Here is an 18,016-nt window from a genome sequence, read left to right on the forward strand (position 1 = left end):
TTGCACAATACATATCAAAAAAGGAGGCTTTTTATGGCACAACTAGTCGACTTGCTCAACAGCTATGTCTGGAGCAAAGCCCTCATCTACCTCTGCCTGGGAGCAGGCATCTATTTCTCCCTGCGCATGCGCTTCTTCCAGGTCCGTCACATCAAGGACATGGTGAAATTGCTCCTTGGTGGTGGCAGCTCCGAACAAGGGGTATCTTCTTTCCAGGCCTTTGCTCTCTCCGTTTCTGGCCGGGTTGGTACCGGCAATATCGCCGGGGTTGCTACCGCCATCGCTTATGGTGGGCCTGGTGCAGTTTTCTGGATGTGGGCCATCGCCTTCCTGGGTGCCGGCTCGGCTTTCGTGGAATCAGCTCTGGCCCAGATTTATAAAGTAGAGAAAGATGGCCAATACCGGGGCGGTCCTGCCTACTACATCGAAAAAGGACTGGGTATGAAATGGTATGCTGTCACCTTTGCGGTAGCTACCGTGCTGGCTATGGGCTTCCTGTTGCCCGGTGTCCAGTCCAACAGTATTGCTGCCAGTATCCAGAACGCTTTTGGCGTCAGCCCGGCCATTACCGGTGCTGGTGTAGTGGCATTGCTGGGCCTGATTATCTTCGGTGGAGTCAAACGTATCAGCCGTGCCGCTGAATTGATTGTTCCTTTTATGGCAATCGGATATATATTAATGGCACTCATATTTATGGTTGTTAATATCACTGAAGTTCCCCATGTTTTTGCGCTGATTTTCAAAAATGCCTTCGGACTGGATCCCATGTTTGGCGGTATCCTGGGTTTGGCTGTTTCCTGGGGGGTAAAACGGGGTATCTACTCCAACGAAGCCGGTCAGGGTACTGGTCCCCAGGCAGCCGCTGCTGCTGAAGTTTCCCACCCGGCCAAACAGGGCTTTGTTCAGGCCTTCTCCGTATATGTGGATACTTTACTGGTCTGTTCTGCTACTGCTTTTATGATCTTGATTACCGGTAAATACAATGTCATCAATCCTGCCGGCGGCTTTATTGTCGAAAATCTGCCCGGAGTGGATATCGGTCCTGCTTATACCCAGAAAGCTGTGGAAACCCTCTTCCCCTCCATTGGTGCAGGTTTCGTAGCAGTTGCCCTGTTCTTCTTTGCTTTCACCACCTTGATGGCGTACTACTATATCGCTGAGACCAATATCGCCTATCTGTTTAAAAACAATAGCAAAATCGCTATAAACTTGCTGCGTTTCGCCCTGCTGGGCTCCACTTATTACGGTGCGGTCAAGACCGCTACCGTAGCCTGGGGCCTGGGTGATCTGGGCGTAGGTATCATGGCCTGGTTGAATGTCATCGCCATCCTGATCCTGCAAAAACCGGCACTGCTGGCATTGAAGGATTATGAAGAGCAAAAAGCTCTGGGCCTGGATCCGGTTTTCGATCCGGTCAAACTGGGCATCAAGAATGCCGATTTCTGGCTCACCTATAAACAGCGGCAACAGGGTCAAAACAAAGGCACAATGGCTGCCAAGTAGTAAGCAAGCCCCTCTGCTCCAGGACAGAGGGGCTTGTATTTTCCCGGCATATCTACTAAGCCGATAAGGTGAACTAAATTCTATTTTTCGACAAATGATACTAAAAATTTGGCGTAATTTCATGGAAAATGTTGGTTGATTTTTTTTTTTTAAATTATAATAATACTCGTGGGGCGCCCCTCTATCCATTTGATAGGGAGAGGTGATTTTAAATGAAAAATATTTTTAAAAAACTAATAAAATCATCTTTTTATTCAATACTAATTTTTATGCTTTCTGTTACATCGGCTATCGCTCAAGATTCATTTGATAATATCTCTAATGCACGTGAACAAGCCCTTAAAACCGGCGGGATAGATAAAACCCCTTTTCAAAAAAGATTTGCTGAACTAGATAAAGAGGTCCGATATAGCGAAATCTATAATCAATCAGTAACACCGGACCAACCAGATTTTCCACAAAAGTTTAAAAGCTTCATAATGAGAATAGATAAATATAATAAAAAAAATGGTTATAATAATAGTTTTAATGTCAAAGATATTCTTGACAGTAATAATATTTACCAAAATAGCTCTATTCCTATGGGTGGTGGAAATGGAGATGGCAAAAACGGTTTGGACCCAGATTATCTTTTAACAGGTGACATAGTTTTAGTAAATAATCCGGGAGTACACATACAAGGTCCTATTCAACATGCCGGGATGATGGATAAAAGATTGTATAAAGATTATAATTCCGGTTGTTACATTTCTGCACAACCAAAATTAGGAGTAATTTATGAAACTACAAACGATTATAGAAATAAATACGATGAAGCTTTTGTATGCGAAGTTAACTACTTAACTGACTATCAAGCAATTGCTGCCGTTGATAGAGTTACTCCTTACCTTGGCAAACCATATTATTGGTACGCTCCGAAAACAAGTACAGATAAATGGTATTGTTCTAAAGTTCCATGGTACGGATATTACTATGGAACTAAAAAAGATATTGATGCTGATGGCGGTTATTGGTGTCTACCAGTTGACATTCTTAACGATAATGATGTTAGTGTATTATTCTATTTTTCAAAAGTCATATTAACTTTCCTTCAGGAAATCAAGGGGCAAGCTATTCCGCTTACCTTGATTTCCTGATTCCTTTAAATATAGAAAAAAGGAGAAATATTTATGTTAGTGAGAGCAATCTTAGTTATATTTATAACATTAATGACCCTTTTAAATGGTGGATGTGCTAATGATAATCAGACATCGACAACAAACTCACAACCAGAGTTCCGTTTATACGCTTATGACATGGGAAATGTCCATTATGTAGAAGTATTTAATCTAGATAAGCAACAAATTAATTATAAAGTTAAATTAATTAATCTTAGAAAACAAGGACTGCTTGCCAGTGATATCTATCAGGTGCAAGAAAAGAAATTTTATTGCCCTAATTACAGTCATAAGGGAGAAATTGTGCCTGGCAGGATTGTAGTGCTTAATAATCTTGGTCAAATTATTAAAACAATTAATATCAAGGATAAGTATGGTGCGCATGATTTGATAGTTGATCCTGAAAAAAAACTAGCCTATGTTAGATTTATATTACAACCTGCACCATACAATCCTTCAGGAACTCCGTTTAAAATTATTAATACTGAACAAGACAAAGTGGTTAAGCCCTTTTATCTCAAAGGTTCGATTGACGGGTATGATATTAGCGGCAATTTTATTTACGTTATTGCTACTGCAGCAGGTTTGGGTTATAACGATGTGCCAAACAATTATATTGCTACAATTGACAGAAATACACAAGAACTAAAAATATTAACCCCTAATGGTTTAGACTTTTGCCCTACTGATTTAAAAATAGCACCTAATGGAAAAATTTATCTGGTTAGTAGCTTAAATAATCTGAAGTATGAGGGCTGTAATGAACCTAAAATCAGCATCTTTAATACTGATGGGAAATTGATAAAAGAAATTAAGTTGGATTTGCCTTACTGCAATCAAATTCTTATAAACAAAAATGGTATTGCCTACATAACCCATAATAACGGTGGAGAACTGGGTGATTCAATAACTATTTTTGATACAAATACAGATAAAGTTATCTCTCGCATTAAAGGATTTAGCGGTCCTACATATATGGCTATTCGAGATAATTATCTATTTGTCAGCAATTACAATACTGGCAAGATTTCTGTAGTAGATTTAAAAACAAACCAAATCATCGGTAACATAATGCTAGGAGAGGATGTCCATCCCTCGAAAATAATAATATATTAGAGCAAGCCCCTCTGCTCCAGGCAGAGGGGCTTACCTTTACCCTATTTTCTCCACGCGAACCGCCGCTACTTTCAATTCCGGAATTTTGGCAATGGGATCACGAGCGGTATTGGTCAGCAGGTTAGCTGCACTTTCGGCAAAATGGAAAGAAGTAAAGACTGTGCCAGGCCGTACCATCTCCGTCACTTTGGCCTTGATGGTGATGGCCCCCCGGCGCGACACCACCTTCACCAGGTCCCCATCAACAATGCCCAGACGGCAAGCATCCTGAGGATGAATCTCCAGATAATCAGCAGGCATAAATTCCGCCAGGCCCCGGGAACGCCTGGTCATGGTACCAGTATGGTAGTGGGTACGGCGCCGCCCGGTATTGAGTACCAGGGGATATTCCTCATCAGGCAGCTCTGCCGGTGGTGTAAAATCCACGGCATGGAACTTGCCCAGCCCCCGGCTGAATTTGCCCACATGCAGAATCGGCGTACCGGGGTGGTCAGGGCTGGGGCAGGGCCACTGCAAGCCACCCTGTTCCAGCCGCTCGTAGCTGATGCCACCATAAGAAGGTGTAACCCTGGCGATTTCAGCCATGACCTCTGCCGGATGGCTGTAGTCCATTTTCAGCCCCAGGCGGCGGCCGATTTCCGCCAGCACCTGCCAGTCAGCCCGGGCCCCTCCAATGGGCTCAATGGCTTTCCGCACCCGCTGCACCCGCCGCTCGCTATTGGTAAAGGTGCCATCCTTTTCAGCAAAGCTGGCGCCCGGCAGCACTACATGGGCCAGACGGGCTGTTTCCGTCAGGAAGATATCCTGGACCACCAGGAATTCCAGGTGCTTGAGAGCTTCTTCCACATGCTTGATATCCGGGTCGCTTAACATGGGGTTCTCACCCAGAATGAACATGCCTTTGATGGACCCGGCATGAGCAGCTTCCAGCATTTCTCCCACCGTCAAACCAGGGGTGGCAGGCAGATAATCCACTTCCCAGGCTTGCTGGAATTTGAGGCGGACCTGTTCATCTGTTACACTCTGGTAGCCGGGCAGGACATTGGGTAAGCCGCCCATATCGCAGGCTCCCTGGACGTTGTTCTGACCCCGTAAGGGATTGACCCCGGAGCTGGGTTTGCCCAGATGGCCACAGAGCAGAGCCAGGTTAGCAATCGCCAGGACATTGGCAGTTCCGGAAGTATGCTGGGTCACGCCCATAGTATAGAAAATAGCGGCTTTTTCCGCCCGGGCATAGGCCCGCGCCACCTGCCTAATGGTCTCTGCCGGCACCCCGACATAGTTTTCCACCAGTTCCGGTTTGAAGTTGGTCAGGCTGGCTGCCCATTCCTCAAAGCCTTCTGTCCGCTCCTTAACAAATTCCTTATTCCAGAGGCCTTCCTCAATGATAGTGTAGGCCAGGGCGTTGAGAAGCGGGATATTGGCCCCTGGTTTAATTTGCAGATGCTCTTTAGCCAGAGCAGCAATTTCCGTGCGCCGCGGGTCGACCACAAAGAGAGTGGCTCCCCGGCGGACTGCTTTTTGCATTTCCACCCCGATGATGGGATGGGCTTCAGTGGTATTAGAACCGATTACCAGTAAAACTTCACAGTCCTTGATTTCACCAATGGAGTTGGTCATTGCCCCGCTGCCAAATGCCATCGCCAGACCGGCGACAGTAGAGGAGTGTCAAAGGCGGGCGCAATGATCGATATTATTGGTGCCAAAGGCAGCCCGGGCCAGTTTGTTGAGAAGATAATTTTCCTCATTGGTGCAGCGAGCCGAAGCCAGAAAAGCCAATGCTTGCCCGCCGTCCCGCTCCTTGATTTCCTTCAGTTTACTGGTGACCAGGTCCAGAGCCTCATCCCAGCTGGCCGGTACCAGTTCACCGTTTTTGCGAATCAGAGGAGTGGTCAAACGCTCCGGGCTATGGATGAAATCATAGCCAAAGCGGCCTTTGATGCAGAGGTGTTTGCCATTGACTTCCCCGCTTTCATCTGTAGTAACCCCAACTACCTTGCCATCCCTGACATTCAGCTGAATGGTACAGCCGGTGCCACAATAGGGGCAGATGGTGCGAACCTTTTTCATCTCCCAGGGCCGGCCCTGGCCTACCATCTGCTTTTCCACCAGCGCCCCTACCGGACAGACAGCGACACAGCTGCCGCAGCCGATACAGACGGACTCGCCCATGCCGGTATCCAGAGCCGGGGTGATTTTGGTATTGAAACCCCGGTAGGCGAAATCCAGGACACTCCGCCCCTGGATTTCTGCACAAACCCGCACACATTTGCCGCAGAGGATGCATTTGTTATTATCCCGCAGGATAACGGGGCTGCTCTCATCAATGGGAAAATCATGCCTTTCCCCCTGGAAGGAGGGCTGGCGTACACCATAGCGGTAAGCATATTCCGCCAGCTTGCAGTTGCCGGTTTTATGACAGGTCATGCAATCTTCCGGGTGGTTGGCCAGCAGCAATTCCAGGATGGTTTGCCGGGCTTCCCGCACCTGCTGGCTTTCGGTATGGACCACCATCCCATCAGTCGCTTCAGTAACACAGGAGGCAGGCAGATTGCGCATACCCTCGATTTCCACCACACATATGCGGCAAGCGCCGGGCCGGGTTAATTCCGGATCATGGCAAAAGGTAGGAATGTCTAGACCGGCAGCCTGGGCTGCTTCCAGCACGGTAGTGCCTTTGGGTACAGTCACCTGCCGGCCGTCTATAGTCAAAGTAACAGTGCTCATCTCTCTCCCCCCTCTTTCTGGAGGTTAGCCAGGATTTCGGTCAGGCCCAGAGCCTCTGCCCAGGGTGCCAGGCGGAAACTGCCATCTTCATTGCGCAAGTAAGGCGGCTGCGCCTTGGGATTGTAGCGCAAATCCATGCCCAGGCGCCCTTTCAGGCACAGGGGGCGTCCCGGTGCTGCCTGCCCGGCAGCAACACCAACCACCTGCCCCTGCTTTTTGAGCAGGAAGAACTGACAACCCGCTTCACAGAAAGTACAGGTTTTTTCCTCCCGCTCCAGTTCCCAGGTACGGCCCAGACCAGCAGTGCGCTTATCCACCAGGGCCCCTACCGGACAGACGGAAACGCAGTTATTGCAGTAGATGCAGTTGGAGAAAGCCAGATCAGTATCCAGGGCCGGGGCGATTTTGGTACTAAAGCCCCGGTAGGCAAAGTGAATTGCATGCTGACCGCGGATCTCGGCACAGATGCGGACACATTTGCCACAGAGAATGCATTTATTCAAATCCCGCTGGATGTAAGGGTTGCTATCATCCAGGGGATAGGCATGGCGTTCGCCGCCAAAACCTGGGTCCCGTACTCCGTATTCATAGGCATACTGCTGGAGCAAACAGGCTCCGCTGGCCTCACAGGTGAGGCAATCATTGGGGTGGTTGGCCAGCAATAACTCCAGGATGGTTTTCCGGGCCTCCATTACCGCCGGGGAATGGGTTTCCACTTCCATTCCCTCTGCCACCGGCGTGACACAGGAAGCCGGTAGATTGCGGGCCCCTTTCACCTCCACCACACAGAGCCGGCAGGCCCCGGGTTTGGAGAGGCGGGGATCGTAACAGAGGGTGGGAATGTTGATGCCCAGCTCCCGGGCTGCCTCCAGAACCGTATATTCGGCGGGAACCGTCACTTTTTGACCATTGATAGTCAAAGTCACTTTATTCACCGACGGCCCACCTCCTACTTGCGCCCGACAGCGCCGAATTTACATTTGCTCATGCAGACACCGCACTTGATACACTTGGCGGGATCGATAACATGGGCTTCCTTGGTATTGCCGCTGATAGCCCCCACCGGACAGTTCTTTTTACACAACCCGCAACCTATACATTTTTCGGCATCGATATAGTAGGTGAGCAGATTGCTGCAGACTCCGGCCGGGCAGCGTTTTTCCCGGATATGGGCTTCGTATTCATCCCTGAAATAGCGCAGAGTGGACAGTACCGGGTTGGGAGCCGTCTGTCCCAGGCCGCAAAGGGAAGTGGACTTAATCACCCTGGCCAGCCGTTCCAGAGTTTCGATATCCCCTTCCCGGCCTTCCCCGGCACAAATCCGCTGCAGAATCTCCAGCATGCGCTTGGTCCCTTCCCGGCAGGGGGTACACTTGCCGCAGGACTCCTTCTGGGTGAAATTGAGGAAAAAGCGTGCCAGGTCCACCATACAGGTAGTTTCATCCATTACCACCAGACCGCCGGAACCCATCATCGCTCCAGCTGCGATCAGGGAATCATAATCAATAGGCAAGTCCAGCAGAGATTCAGGCAGACAGCCACCGGAAGGACCGCCGATCTGAACGGCCTTGAATTTCTTGCCATCCCGGATACCACCGCCGATATCAAAGATGATCTGCCGCATGGTAATACCCATGGGCACTTCCACCAGACCGGTATTGTTCACTTTACCGGTCATAGCGAAGACTTTGGTACCCTTACTTTTCTCTGTCCCGATAGCAGCATACCAGTCTGCCCCTTTGCGGAAGATGAGAGGCACATTGGCAAAAGTCTCCACGTTGTTAATATTAGTCGGCTTACCCCATAGCCCTTTGACAGCCGGGAATGGCGGTCTGGGCCGGGGCATACCCCGTTCCCCTTCAATAGAGTTGAGCAGGGCCGTTTCCTCACCACAGACAAAAGCACCGGCACCAGCCTTGATTTTAATGCGGAAACTAAAATTGCTGCCCAGGATATTGTCACCCAGATAACCGGCCGCTTCCGCCTGGGCGATGGCTACTTTCAGCCGCTTGATAGCCAGCGGATATTCGGCCCGCACATAGATATAGCCTTCATCGGCCCCAATGGCATAGCCGCAAATCAACATCCCTTCCAGAACAGCATGGGGATCCCCTTCCAGAACGGAACGGTCCATGAATGCCCCCGGGTCCCCTTCATCGGCATTACAGACAACATATTTTTTCTCACCGGGCGCTTTGCTGGTAAATTCCCATTTCAAACCGGTGGGGAAGCCGCCACCCCCCCGGCCCCGCAGGCCGGATTTTTTCACATCCTCGATTACCTGCTGGGGTGTATACTCCCGCAACACTTTTTCCAGAGCCTGGTAGCCGCCGGCAGCAATATATTCCTGAATGTTTTCCGGATCGATATGGCCGCAATTATGTAGAACTTCCCGCTGCTGTTTGGCATAAAAGGGCACATCCCGATAGGTAATCGCTCTTTGCTGATTGCCAGGATCCTGATAAAGCAGGCGTTCCAGGATATTTCCTTCAATGATGTGAGATTGCACTAATTCAGAAATATCCTCCACCTGTACCCGGCGGTAGAACACCCCCTGGGGTTCCATGATCACCAGCGGCCCCTGCTCACAAAAACCATGACAACCGGTCATAACCACTTCAATTTGTCCCAGTTGCCGGGCTGCCAGTTCTGCCTTCAGGGCATCCATAACCTTGACCGAACCGGAAGACATACAGCCGGTACCGCCACAGATTAAAATTCTCTCTACTTTTTGCAACTGTGCCACCCTCATTTCCCCCCTCTTATTCATACTGGGCCAGGATTTCCTTGACCTTGTCCGGTGTCAGGCGACCATGGGTATCATCGTTGACCATGATCACCGGTGCCAGCCCACAGGCTCCGATACAGGCTACTGATTCTAAAGTAAAGCGCAAATCTTCGGTGGTCTCCCCATCCTTAATATTGAGTTCATTCTGGATGGTTTCAAAAATCTTGGCCCCACCCCGCACGTGACAGGCCGTCCCCAGACAGACCCGAATAATATTGCGGCCCCGGGGCTTCAGATGAAACTGGGCATAGAATGTGACCACACCATAAACTTTGGCAAAGGGAATATTCAGCGCTTCCGAAATGCGCCGCAATACTTCCGGCGGCAGGTAGCCATAGATTTCCTGGGCTTCCTGCAGCACCGGAATCAGTGCCCCCTTCTGGCCAGCATAATGGGCCAGTACCTGTTCTAACTGTTCCTGTTTGGGATCCCTGGGCGTTTGCCCGCATTGACAACACGTCATCCCTTATTTCCCCCTCCTCCATGGTTTCAGATGAAATTTAAAGTCCTCTCCTCAGTCACCAGCCGGTGCATCCGGCAATCATGGGCTTCGGGATGGACATCAGGCACCAGTTGTAACTCAAAGATGGGAGCCAGCCAGCGGCAATCCGGCCTGGTTTGAGGCAAAAACCGGTCATAAAAACCGCCACCATAACCCAGCCGGTAGCCCCGATAATCAAAGGCAACTCCCGGGACAATTACCACATCCAATTCAGTCGGTACCAGACGGGGTAAAATGGTCTTCGGCTGCCGGATCCCCCAAACCCCTGGCTCAATATCCCGCTCCAGATCCTGGATTTGATACAACAAAAGGACTTTATTCTCGACATCCGTCACCGGCAATACTACTCGTTTTCCCAGCCGCAGCAACTCCTGCAACAAGGGCCCGGTCTCCACTTCCTGGCGGAAATCCATATAGGCCATTACCGTCTCAGCAGCCTTGATTTCCGGCAAGTCCAGCAGGGCAGCGATAATCTGCCGGCTTTTCTCCCCTACCTCCTCCGGCGTGAGGTTCTGGCGGGCAGCCAGGACCTGCCGGCGTAGTTCCTTTTTCATCCCCTGACCACCTTTTTGTGAATTTTCTTACTCTTTTTATTATATACCCGTCTTTTTTGGGATACAATAAAAAATTTGCAACTATTATACCACTTGCGCATATTATTTACCAGGAGGTGAAAAAGGGGGAGGGAAGATGAGGTTGGTGAAAGTGGTCGCAAGTACGCACAGAGAAAATTTAGCCCAAAAAGTACTATCGGGGGGAATCGTGCATAAATTAATAGTGAAGAAGGTGAGCTAAATGGAAGATATCCGCTGCTCCTGCGGCAAGCTCATCTGTCAGTACCAGGATAATATGATCATCATTAAATGCCGTCATTGCAAGCGGTTTTTAATCATCAGATTTAATCAGGCCAGTCAGACCAAGCCCCGTATCTTCTGGCGCGAATTTAAAAAAGAATATTGAAGAGAGTCCAGAGACGTTAAGTCCAGAGGCCAGCATTAGACTACTAATGCTGGCATTTTCTTTACGGTGGACTAAAAGAAAATGCGAGCATTTTTTAGTGCTCACCGGAGGACAAAGGCTTTCAGCCAGAGCCCGGAGACCCTGGAGTCCGGAGGCCGGCCTGTACGGAACTTTACCGTACAGGGCCGGCCTTTGGTTTTGATCAAACAGCAAGGGAGGGGGAACATGGAACGGGAAAGGCAACAGGGGCAACTGGAAAACGTCTACTGCAAATGTGGCAAAATCGTGGCCCAGAAAAAGAGATACAAACTCTACATCAAGTGCCGCCACTGCAAACGCTATTTGATTCTTTCTACTGGCGGCAGTCCCTGGCAGGTTATCGGTTCCAATGACCCGTGAGGTTGCAAAGGAGGTATGCTCTATGAAAGTTCTGTTTATCCTTGGCCTGGTCCTGATTCTGGCTTTTGGTTTTTCCCTGGGCGCCTGGGTGGCCTTTTATGGACTCAAGCTGAAGCATCCCGTCAGTAAAGGCCTGACCTTCTTGCTGCTGGGTGCCCTCATCTCCTTTCTGACCTTCGCTTTAAGCATCTTCATCGTCTGGCCCGGCGTCTAAATTCTCCTCATCCGGAAAGGGGTGATGCCCGTGAAAAAGTCCCTTCTCTTTCTTCTCTTGCTGCTTTTGACCTGGCCCGGCTGGGCCCTGGCTGATACCGACCTGGCTGCCGCCCGCAAGTTCAATGAAGGCTGTCTGCGCTGTCATGGGGCCCAGGGCTTGCATACACGAAGCAATGGCCAAAAAATCAGTCTCTATGTAGATGAGAGCAAATACTTCTCCTCTATTCACGGCACCAATCGCTGCACCACCTGCCACACCGATATCACCGACTACCCCCACGTTGGTGCCAAAACCGGTGCTGAACTGAGGCGGCTGGTAGAAAGCAATTGCCGGCGTTGCCATGATTATATTACCAGAGTCTATGACCAAAGTGCCCATGGGCTGGCCCGCCGGCAGGGTAAGCCCACCGCCCTCTGTCAGGATTGCCACGGCAAACACGATATCCGCAAGAAAGAAGACCCCCTGGCTCATACCTCTGGTCGCAATCAGACTGCTTCCTGCACTGCTTCCGGTTGCCATAACGGCAGGATCAAGGAAAGCTATACCGAGAGCTTTCATGGCAAAGCTGTGGATTTAGGAGGTACCAGAGCCGCTACCTGCAGTGGCTGCCATGGCAGTCACAACATCCTTGGTCCCAAAGACCCGGCTTCACCGGTAAACAAGGTGAATGTACCACAAACCTGTGCCAAATGCCATTTCCGGGCCGAACCCAATTTCGCCAAAGGCACTGAACATTTTCTGCTGGAAAAGGAAGGGCCCGGTTCCCCCATGTACTATACCCTCAAATTTTTTGTCTGGCTGACCATTGGTGTAATGGTACTGCTTACCATTCACATGGAACTGGAACTCTATCGCAAATGGAAAGCCGCTAAAGGAGGTGGCTCCTATGGCAGCCACTAAATCCGCCTACCAGCGCTGGGATATACACCAGCGTCTGCAACATATCGGTGTCTTCAGCAGCTTTACTCTCTGCGCCATTACCGGCCTTTCGATCAAATTCAACCACGCCCCCTGGGCCCGTAGCATAGTCGATTTCTTCGGTGGCTTTGAGACCATGTTCAAGTGGCATCTCTTCGGTGGACTGATCCTGACCCTGGCCTGTATCTACCACCTGGTCTGGATGGCCGTCAAAGCCTGGAAAGGGGAGCTGGGCTGGGCTGTAATGCCAACTCTCAAGGATTTTACCGACCTGGCTGACCACCTGAAATATCAGTTAGGTCTTTCTGAGCAACCGGCCAGGTTTGACCGCTATTCTTACAAAGAAAAATTCGACTACTGGGCAGTTTTCTGGGGGATGTTTATCATCGGCGGTTCCGGATTTGTCATGTGGTTTCCCGAATGGGGGGCCTCTTTCCTCCCTCGCTGGCTCATTGATTGCTGGCGGGTTGGCCACAGTGATGAAGCAGTCCTGGCCGTCCTGGTCATCTTCACCTGGCACTTTTACAATGTCCACTTCAACCCGGACTTCTTCCCTGGCAATACCCTCTGGTTCAGTGGCCTGATGGATGAACAGGTAATGGAACATGAACATCCATTGGAGCTGGAACGCATTCGCCAGGAGGTGAACCGCCATGGCAGTATTTAAATATAGCCGCAATCGCCTCCTGATTATTCTGGAAATGCTCCTCTACCTTTTCATTTTGCTCTGGTTCCTCTATGAATACATCCCACTGGGGTTGAGTTGAAGGAGGTGAACTCATGAGCATGAAAAGGCTGTTTATCTTCCTCCTTCTGACTTTGCTGGTGGCCCTGACTGCCGCCGTCCTTTTCAGCCAGGGCAGCATCGATTTCAGTCAGAATCGCCGGGAAGCCGCCCTCTGTGATAATTGCCATGAAATGAGCCCCAATGTCATTACCTGGCGTCTCTCTTCCCACCAGAAAATCGGCTGTCTGAACTGTCATCGGGACATTACCCTTACCACCTTTGCCTACCGGCACTGGCGGGGTTTTTTTCAGACCCCAATCCAGGGTAACTTCATCCCCGACCAGACTTGCCGTCAATGCCACACTAGCCGGCGCCAGTTAACCATGCCAGACAATCTGAACATTCCCCATTTCCTGCATACTACCAGGCAGGTGGATTGTGTTGACTGCCACGCTAAAATCGTCCACCGTGGCATCAGCAAAAGCCCACTCCTCAGGCATCTCAGCTTCCCCGGAGAATATACGGAAGCTAAACTCATACCCCTGGCCCAGCGTTTACCCTCCCGGGTGCAGATGGCAGAATGCAAAGGCTGTCATAACGGCGCTATGGCCAGTAACCGCTGCTCGGTTTGCCATCCGCAAAATAAGGGAAAATAGTGTTACTACCCCCGGCCTCTGCATATGGTATAGCAGAGGCATATTTTTTCAGATAAATTTGTGAAAGTTACAACTTTTACTCACCAATGAGCAGGAATTTTGCCAATCATGTCCAATATAATTGTGAATGTAATCGCATTTAACAAAGGAGGCCTGACCGATGAAAAGACTCTTCTCCACTGATGTGGTCTTTTTGCACGCCCCGAGCGTCTATGATTTCCGGCGGGATACCATTTTCTTCGGGCCCATCAGTGATGTGGTACCCTCCTCGCCGGCCTTCGAAATGTATCCCATGGGCATTACCAGCCTGGCTGAAACCCTGGAGAAAAATGGCTACAATGTGCGCATTGTCAACCTGGCCTACCTGATGCTGCGGGACCCGGATTTTGACCCGGAAAAGCTGATCGCTCGCCTCAAGCCCAGGTTGTTCGCCATTGACCTGCACTGGTTACCCCATGCCCATGGCAGCCTGGAAGTGGCCCAGCTCTGCAAAAAGTATCATCCGGATATCCCTGTGGCTTTTGGCGGCTTATCCTCTTCATACTATCATGAGGAATTGATCAGCTATCCTTATGTGGATTTTGTCCTGCGGGGTGATTCCACCGAAGAGCCGATGCGGCAACTGGTCAGCAGCCTGCGCCAGGGCCAGGCGGATTTCAGCTCTATCCCCAACCTGACCTGGAAAAAACCCGACGGGCAGCCGGTGGTCAACCCCCTGACCTGGATTCCCGATAACCTGGATTACACTACCATTCCCAGTTATCGCTATGTGATGGGCTCAGTCTTTAAATACGGTAGTTTACATAACACCATGCCCTACCTGGACTGGCTGAGCTATCCCATTACCGCCCTGCTTACCGCCCGGGGCTGTACCCAGAACTGTTCCATCTGCGGGGGTTCCCGCTCCGCCTATGCCAGAATCTGCGGCCGTCAGAAACCGGCTTACCGCTCACCAAAGGCCCTGGTGGAAGATATCCGCTTTATTAAGTCTTTTGGCAAAGCACCGATTTTTATCTTGCACGACATCCGCCAGGCCGGAATGGATTATGCCCGGGAATTTTTCGGTTTGTTGAAAAAAGAAAGGATCCCCAATGAGTTGATTATCGAGCTCTTTTTCCCGGCCGATGAAGAATATTTCCGCCTGATTAGTGAAAGTGTGCCCAGGTTCAGTCTGGAACTGACCATCGAGACCCATGAGGAACATTTGCGGCGCCTGAACGGCAAGTTCAAGTGCAGTAACGCTGCAGTAGAAGCTACTATTGCGGCAGCTCTAAAATATAACTGCCGCAAAATCGATCTCTTCTTTATGACCGGTATCCCCGGCCAGACTTACCAGAGCGCTCTGGCCAGTATCGACTATTGCCGGCAGCTACTGGAGAAGTTCAATGGGGATAAACGGCTCTCCTTGTTTATTGCACCTCTGGCTCCCTTTCTCGATCCAGGCAGCCCGGCTTTTGAAAACCCGGAAAAGTACGGGTATATCAAGCACTGCCAGACCCTGGAGGATCACCGTCAGGCTTTAACCCGGCCCAGCTGGAAGCATATTCTCAGTTATGAAACCACTACTATGAGCCGGGACGAGATTGTGGATGCTACCTATGAGGCCGCCTACCGGTTGAATGAGCTGAAACGGGAATATAACCTGATTCCGGAAGAAGTATATGAGGATATTCGCTATCGTATTACCCAGGCCCGGCAGATTATCGCCGAAATTGACCGTATCCTGCTCATTCCCGATGAAGAGGTTCGCCAGCTTAGTCTGCAAAAGTTGAAAGCCAGAGTAGCAGAGCTGAATCGCCATACCATCTGTGGCAAGGATGAGCTGAAATGGCCTCTGCGCCGCCGTTTTGCCGGATTGTGGTCCCTGGGTAAACTGTTGACAATGCTTTTTCTGGAGGAAGTAAAGCGAGTGGGATTGCGCCTGCGGGGTAACTATGACCAGCATCCGCTGGAAATGGGGTAAAGAAAAGAGGGGGTTGCTGGCCCCCTCTTTCCTTTTTAAAGTTATGGGATACTGTAGATAATCTTAGATTGATTATCTAATGCGGTAATGGATTTAACCCCATTCACCGCTTCCTCAGTAATGGCTAAAAAATCACCGTTTACTTTATTTGATATTGAGCCACCGCCACCTATGGACAACTGTTCATTTAAAGATGTTTTTGCAATTCCTCCGCCTCCACCTAAAAGTCTAATATCTGTGCCATTTACTTTAAATAACCTATAATCCACATGATGGCCGTCAGATAGATCATAAGAAAACAGGGCAATTTTCCCATTCCTGAAATCCTTAACCTGGATTAATTTAAAATTATCGTTTCCGGGAAGATCTTTCTTAAGCAAAAAAATTAGCTGATTGTTACTAAATGATTTAGGCTGACTTGTCGCGCAACCCAGAACCGAAAATGAAACCAGACAAACTAGAAGAAGTAGCAGATATTTGTTCATCAACACCAACTCCTAATTTACAGTTCTCCAAGTATATAATGTTATTTGATTGGCTATAATCCAGTTAGCTGGTACGGTATTCCAAGTCATATTGATAGACGGAGGATTTGGATAAGTCCAACTAAAACCAAAACTACTCAAATTTGCATCAGTCCAGGTGTGTTCATAATCCATTTTAATATAAATCGGTAATTCCTTAGGTCTTGAATCTAACCATGCCCACACTTGCCCTTGATAACCAATATATTGTGTACCAGACCATCCATCTTTGAAAGTATATACTATCCCAGATTTATCAATCTTAGATGCGTTACCTGCATTAGGATAATAGGTACCATTTTGACTATAAACTGCTATACCTGCTGGATTAGAAGCAAAGGTGTAACCTGTAACAGGACTCCAAGACCCGTCAGCTTTAGCCATCGCTAGAGATACTCCATCAAGGGCACCTGCTGTAGCATCTGGAGTACTATTCCATTTCCACCAACCCTTAATTAGATATTTTTTGGCTAATCCATCAAAGTATCCATCAATATTTGTTAAATAAGCTTGCCCTGGAGAACTAGTTGCCTGAACTCCATGCATATCTTGTACTTTGTTAACACCATTAGCCGCTAGCCATTCATCCACCTTGTCTGGACCTTGACTTCCAATTTTGATCATATTTTCTTCAAGAAATGCTCTTCTTACGACCCACTCATCCTCTTTTTTAGTATTTGCAGCAAAAGCAGTACTAGTAATGCATATTAGGAGTGTGCACAAAGTAAATATGGCCAAAAACTTTTTTCAATGCTCTCATTTTGATACCTCCCTAAATAAGATTTTAATTTCTCCGTTTTTCTCTTTTAAACTTAGAATTTCAATTTGCTAATAATCAATAATTTAGCTGATTATAACTTCAGTGCATAATCATGAATGAATATAGGTTGCTACAAACAGACCACTTATTGTTTTACAATATCTGGTCAGTGAGATTCCACATATTCTCCAGCGGCAACCCTCCCATGTTTCACATGGTCTTCGTCCTAAATTGCTTCGTTCTGCCTGCTCCTATAATAAACTTTTATAAACTAATGTAACAACAAATACATCCCACTCACCACAGCCGTTGCCATGCTAGTCCCCGACATGGTAAAATATAATTGTTCACTGGTGGTTTTGCCTGGTTTACCGAGTCCTGCTGCCTTTTGACTTGTGTTACCGGTAAAACCGCCTTTTCCTTTGGGTACATAACCAGTATCAGACTTTAATGACGTAATATTTACTCCCGGTGCATACCTGTCAGGTTTAGCTATCCCATCGATAGTCGGTCCCTGACTGCTGAAGAGCGCAATGATATCATCACCCGGGTCAAACGTCCCCTGATCATCTTTAGCCCCAACAGTAATGATATTCGGATTAATCCCCGGTGTTCGGATGGTTCCAGGCTCAGGCCCGTCATTTCCTGCCGCCGCTACTACCATTATCCCTGCTTACCAGGCCTTCTGAGCTGCCTGGCTCAAGGGATCAACCTGCCAGGATTCTGTAGCTTTTGCTCCTAGTGAAAGATTAAGCACATCTATACCATAGCGCTCTTTGTTTTCTATCACCCATTGAATCCCGGCAATTACATTCGATACTCTTCCGTTTCCGTACTGGTCCAGTACCTTGACTCCTACTACACCGGCTTCCGGGGCAATTCCTTTGTAAAGTCCGTTGGAACTGTAACCATTTCCGGCAATGATTCCGGCTACATGAGTACCATGACCATAATTTTTCGGTTATAAAAGCCGTAGAAAAATTAAATGGTATATAAGATGATAAGCCATCATGCCACCCCATTTTAAGGAATTTTTCTCAATTACTCCCATGTTATCATAAAGACAGGTTTTTTGCAATCTTTTTCCATGATTTCTAGA

17 protein-coding genes and 1 pseudogene are annotated in these 18,016 nt (G+C 48.8%); 10 read left to right on the forward strand and 8 right to left on the reverse strand.

Annotated features, from left to right (window positions below; all coding sequences use genetic code 11):
- Nucleotides 1-33 precede the first annotated feature (33 nt).
- The 3 genes from CTH_RS11480 (at nucleotide 34) to CTH_RS11490 (ending at nucleotide 3,776) form a co-directional block, all read left to right on the forward strand.
- Entirely contained in the window at nucleotides 34-1,503 is a 1,470-nt protein-coding gene (locus CTH_RS11480) for an alanine/glycine:cation symporter family protein (protein WP_078664734.1), read from the forward strand.
- Between the two features lie 212 nt (nucleotides 1,504-1,715).
- Nucleotides 1,716-2,639, forward strand: a complete 924-nt coding sequence (locus CTH_RS11485; protein WP_107753995.1) for a hypothetical protein — start codon at nucleotides 1,716-1,718, stop codon at nucleotides 2,637-2,639.
- A 33-nt stretch (nucleotides 2,640-2,672) separates the two neighbouring features.
- Entirely contained in the window at nucleotides 2,673-3,776 is a 1,104-nt protein-coding gene (locus CTH_RS11490; protein WP_107753997.1) for a YncE family protein, read from the forward strand.
- Nucleotides 3,777-3,812: 36 nt separating this feature from the next.
- Here CTH_RS11490 and fdhF read toward each other — a convergent pair whose 3' ends face one another.
- From fdhF to CTH_RS11515, 5 genes are read right to left on the reverse strand one after another with little or no spacing between them, the layout of a single operon-like run.
- The gene (fdhF, locus tag CTH_RS11495; RefSeq protein ID WP_078664735.1) at nucleotides 3,813-6,503 is read right to left on the reverse strand and encodes a formate dehydrogenase subunit alpha; all 2,691 of its coding nucleotides are present in this window, start codon (nucleotides 6,501-6,503) and stop codon (nucleotides 3,813-3,815) included.
- Nucleotides 6,500-7,438, reverse strand: coding sequence for an NADH-quinone oxidoreductase subunit G (locus CTH_RS11500; protein WP_078664736.1), 939 nt, complete (start codon nucleotides 7,436-7,438; stop codon nucleotides 6,500-6,502). The genes fdhF and CTH_RS11500 overlap by 4 nt, the downstream gene beginning before the upstream one ends.
- 14 nt (nucleotides 7,439-7,452) lie before the next feature.
- The gene (nuoF, locus tag CTH_RS11505; protein WP_107753999.1) at nucleotides 7,453-9,255 is read right to left on the reverse strand and encodes an NADH-quinone oxidoreductase subunit NuoF; all 1,803 of its coding nucleotides are present in this window, start codon (nucleotides 9,253-9,255) and stop codon (nucleotides 7,453-7,455) included.
- 10 nt (nucleotides 9,256-9,265) lie between these two features.
- Nucleotides 9,266-9,754, reverse strand: a complete 489-nt coding sequence (gene nuoE, locus CTH_RS11510; RefSeq protein WP_079907691.1) for an NADH-quinone oxidoreductase subunit NuoE — start codon at nucleotides 9,752-9,754, stop codon at nucleotides 9,266-9,268.
- Nucleotides 9,755-9,780: 26 nt separating this feature from the next.
- Nucleotides 9,781-10,347, reverse strand: a complete 567-nt coding sequence (locus tag CTH_RS11515) for a 5-formyltetrahydrofolate cyclo-ligase (protein ID WP_078664739.1) — start codon at nucleotides 10,345-10,347, stop codon at nucleotides 9,781-9,783.
- A 241-nt stretch (nucleotides 10,348-10,588) separates the two neighbouring features.
- Here CTH_RS11515 and CTH_RS14200 point away from each other — a divergent pair, with 241 nt between their 5' ends.
- The 7 genes from CTH_RS14200 to CTH_RS11545 all read left to right on the forward strand — a co-directional run bounded on the left by CTH_RS14200 (nucleotide 10,589) and on the right by CTH_RS11545 (nucleotide 15,633).
- Nucleotides 10,589-10,753, forward strand: coding sequence for a hypothetical protein (locus CTH_RS14200; protein WP_159071943.1), 165 nt, complete (start codon nucleotides 10,589-10,591; stop codon nucleotides 10,751-10,753).
- 225 nt (nucleotides 10,754-10,978) lie between these two features.
- Nucleotides 10,979-11,152 carry a hypothetical protein gene (locus tag CTH_RS14205; RefSeq protein WP_159073885.1) on the forward strand — a complete coding sequence of 58 codons (174 nt, stop codon included), beginning with the start codon at nucleotides 10,979-10,981 and terminating at the stop codon, nucleotides 11,150-11,152.
- A 22-nt stretch (nucleotides 11,153-11,174) separates the two neighbouring features.
- Entirely contained in the window at nucleotides 11,175-11,366 is a 192-nt protein-coding gene (locus CTH_RS11525) for a hypothetical protein (protein WP_078664740.1), read from the forward strand.
- Nucleotides 11,367-11,396: 30 nt separating this feature from the next.
- Nucleotides 11,397-12,269, forward strand: coding sequence for a molecular chaperone DnaJ (locus CTH_RS11530; protein WP_107754002.1), 873 nt, complete (start codon nucleotides 11,397-11,399; stop codon nucleotides 12,267-12,269).
- A complete protein-coding gene (locus CTH_RS11535) occupies nucleotides 12,256-12,954 on the forward strand; it encodes a formate dehydrogenase subunit gamma (protein ID WP_107754004.1) in 699 nt (232 codons plus the stop codon). Before CTH_RS11530 ends, CTH_RS11535 begins: the two co-directional genes overlap by 14 nt.
- 113 nt (nucleotides 12,955-13,067) lie before the next feature.
- A complete protein-coding gene (locus CTH_RS11540) occupies nucleotides 13,068-13,670 on the forward strand; it encodes a hypothetical protein (RefSeq protein ID WP_107754006.1) in 603 nt (200 codons plus the stop codon).
- Nucleotides 13,671-13,830: 160 nt separating this feature from the next.
- Nucleotides 13,831-15,633, forward strand: a complete 1,803-nt coding sequence (locus CTH_RS11545) for a TIGR04190 family B12-binding domain/radical SAM domain protein (protein ID WP_107754008.1) — start codon at nucleotides 13,831-13,833, stop codon at nucleotides 15,631-15,633.
- A 41-nt stretch (nucleotides 15,634-15,674) separates the two neighbouring features.
- Here CTH_RS11545 and CTH_RS11550 read toward each other — a convergent pair whose 3' ends face one another.
- The 3 genes and pseudogenes from CTH_RS11550 to CTH_RS14405 form a co-directional block, all read right to left on the reverse strand.
- Nucleotides 15,675-16,118: a hypothetical protein gene (locus tag CTH_RS11550; RefSeq protein WP_107754010.1), complete on the reverse strand. Its 444-nt coding sequence runs from the start codon at nucleotides 16,116-16,118 to the stop codon at nucleotides 15,675-15,677.
- Nucleotides 16,119-16,130: 12 nt separating this feature from the next.
- A complete protein-coding gene (locus CTH_RS11555; protein WP_107754012.1) occupies nucleotides 16,131-16,895 on the reverse strand; it encodes a hypothetical protein in 765 nt (254 codons plus the stop codon).
- A 293-nt stretch (nucleotides 16,896-17,188) separates the two neighbouring features.
- Nucleotides 17,189-17,857 (reverse strand): annotated as a pseudogene (locus CTH_RS14405) (S8 family serine peptidase); the annotation flags it as partial.
- Nucleotides 17,858-18,016: the final 159 nt, after the last annotated feature.

It is taken from the genome of Carboxydocella thermautotrophica, from assembly GCA_003054495.1.
Lineage (GTDB): Bacteria > Bacillota.

What these genes read in the sequence shown, in the direction of transcription:
- CTH_RS11480 (WP_078664734.1), top strand. Translation starts at nt 34, where the DNA reads ATGGCACAACTAGTCGACTTGCTCAACAGCTATGTCTGGAGCAAAGCC.
- CTH_RS11485 (WP_107753995.1), top strand. Translation starts at nt 1,716, where the DNA reads ATGAAAAATATTTTTAAAAAACTAATAAAATCATCTTTTTATTCAATA.
- CTH_RS11490 (WP_107753997.1), top strand. Translation starts at nt 2,673, where the DNA reads ATGTTAGTGAGAGCAATCTTAGTTATATTTATAACATTAATGACCCTT.
- nuoF (WP_107753999.1), bottom strand. Translation starts at nt 9,255, where the DNA reads ATGAGGGTGGCACAGTTGCAAAAAGTAGAGAGAATTTTAATCTGTGGC.
- nuoE (WP_079907691.1), bottom strand. Translation starts at nt 9,754, where the DNA reads ATGACGTGTTGTCAATGCGGGCAAACGCCCAGGGATCCCAAACAGGAA.
- CTH_RS11515 (WP_078664739.1), bottom strand. Translation starts at nt 10,347, where the DNA reads ATGAAAAAGGAACTACGCCGGCAGGTCCTGGCTGCCCGCCAGAACCTC.
- CTH_RS14200 (WP_159071943.1), top strand. Translation starts at nt 10,589, where the DNA reads ATGGAAGATATCCGCTGCTCCTGCGGCAAGCTCATCTGTCAGTACCAG.
- CTH_RS14205 (WP_159073885.1), top strand. Translation starts at nt 10,979, where the DNA reads ATGGAACGGGAAAGGCAACAGGGGCAACTGGAAAACGTCTACTGCAAA.
- CTH_RS11525 (WP_078664740.1), top strand. Translation starts at nt 11,175, where the DNA reads ATGAAAGTTCTGTTTATCCTTGGCCTGGTCCTGATTCTGGCTTTTGGT.
- CTH_RS11535 (WP_107754004.1), top strand. Translation starts at nt 12,256, where the DNA reads ATGGCAGCCACTAAATCCGCCTACCAGCGCTGGGATATACACCAGCGT.
- CTH_RS11540 (WP_107754006.1), top strand. Translation starts at nt 13,068, where the DNA reads ATGAGCATGAAAAGGCTGTTTATCTTCCTCCTTCTGACTTTGCTGGTG.
- CTH_RS11545 (WP_107754008.1), top strand. Translation starts at nt 13,831, where the DNA reads ATGAAAAGACTCTTCTCCACTGATGTGGTCTTTTTGCACGCCCCGAGC.
- CTH_RS11550 (WP_107754010.1), bottom strand. Translation starts at nt 16,118, where the DNA reads ATGAACAAATATCTGCTACTTCTTCTAGTTTGTCTGGTTTCATTTTCG.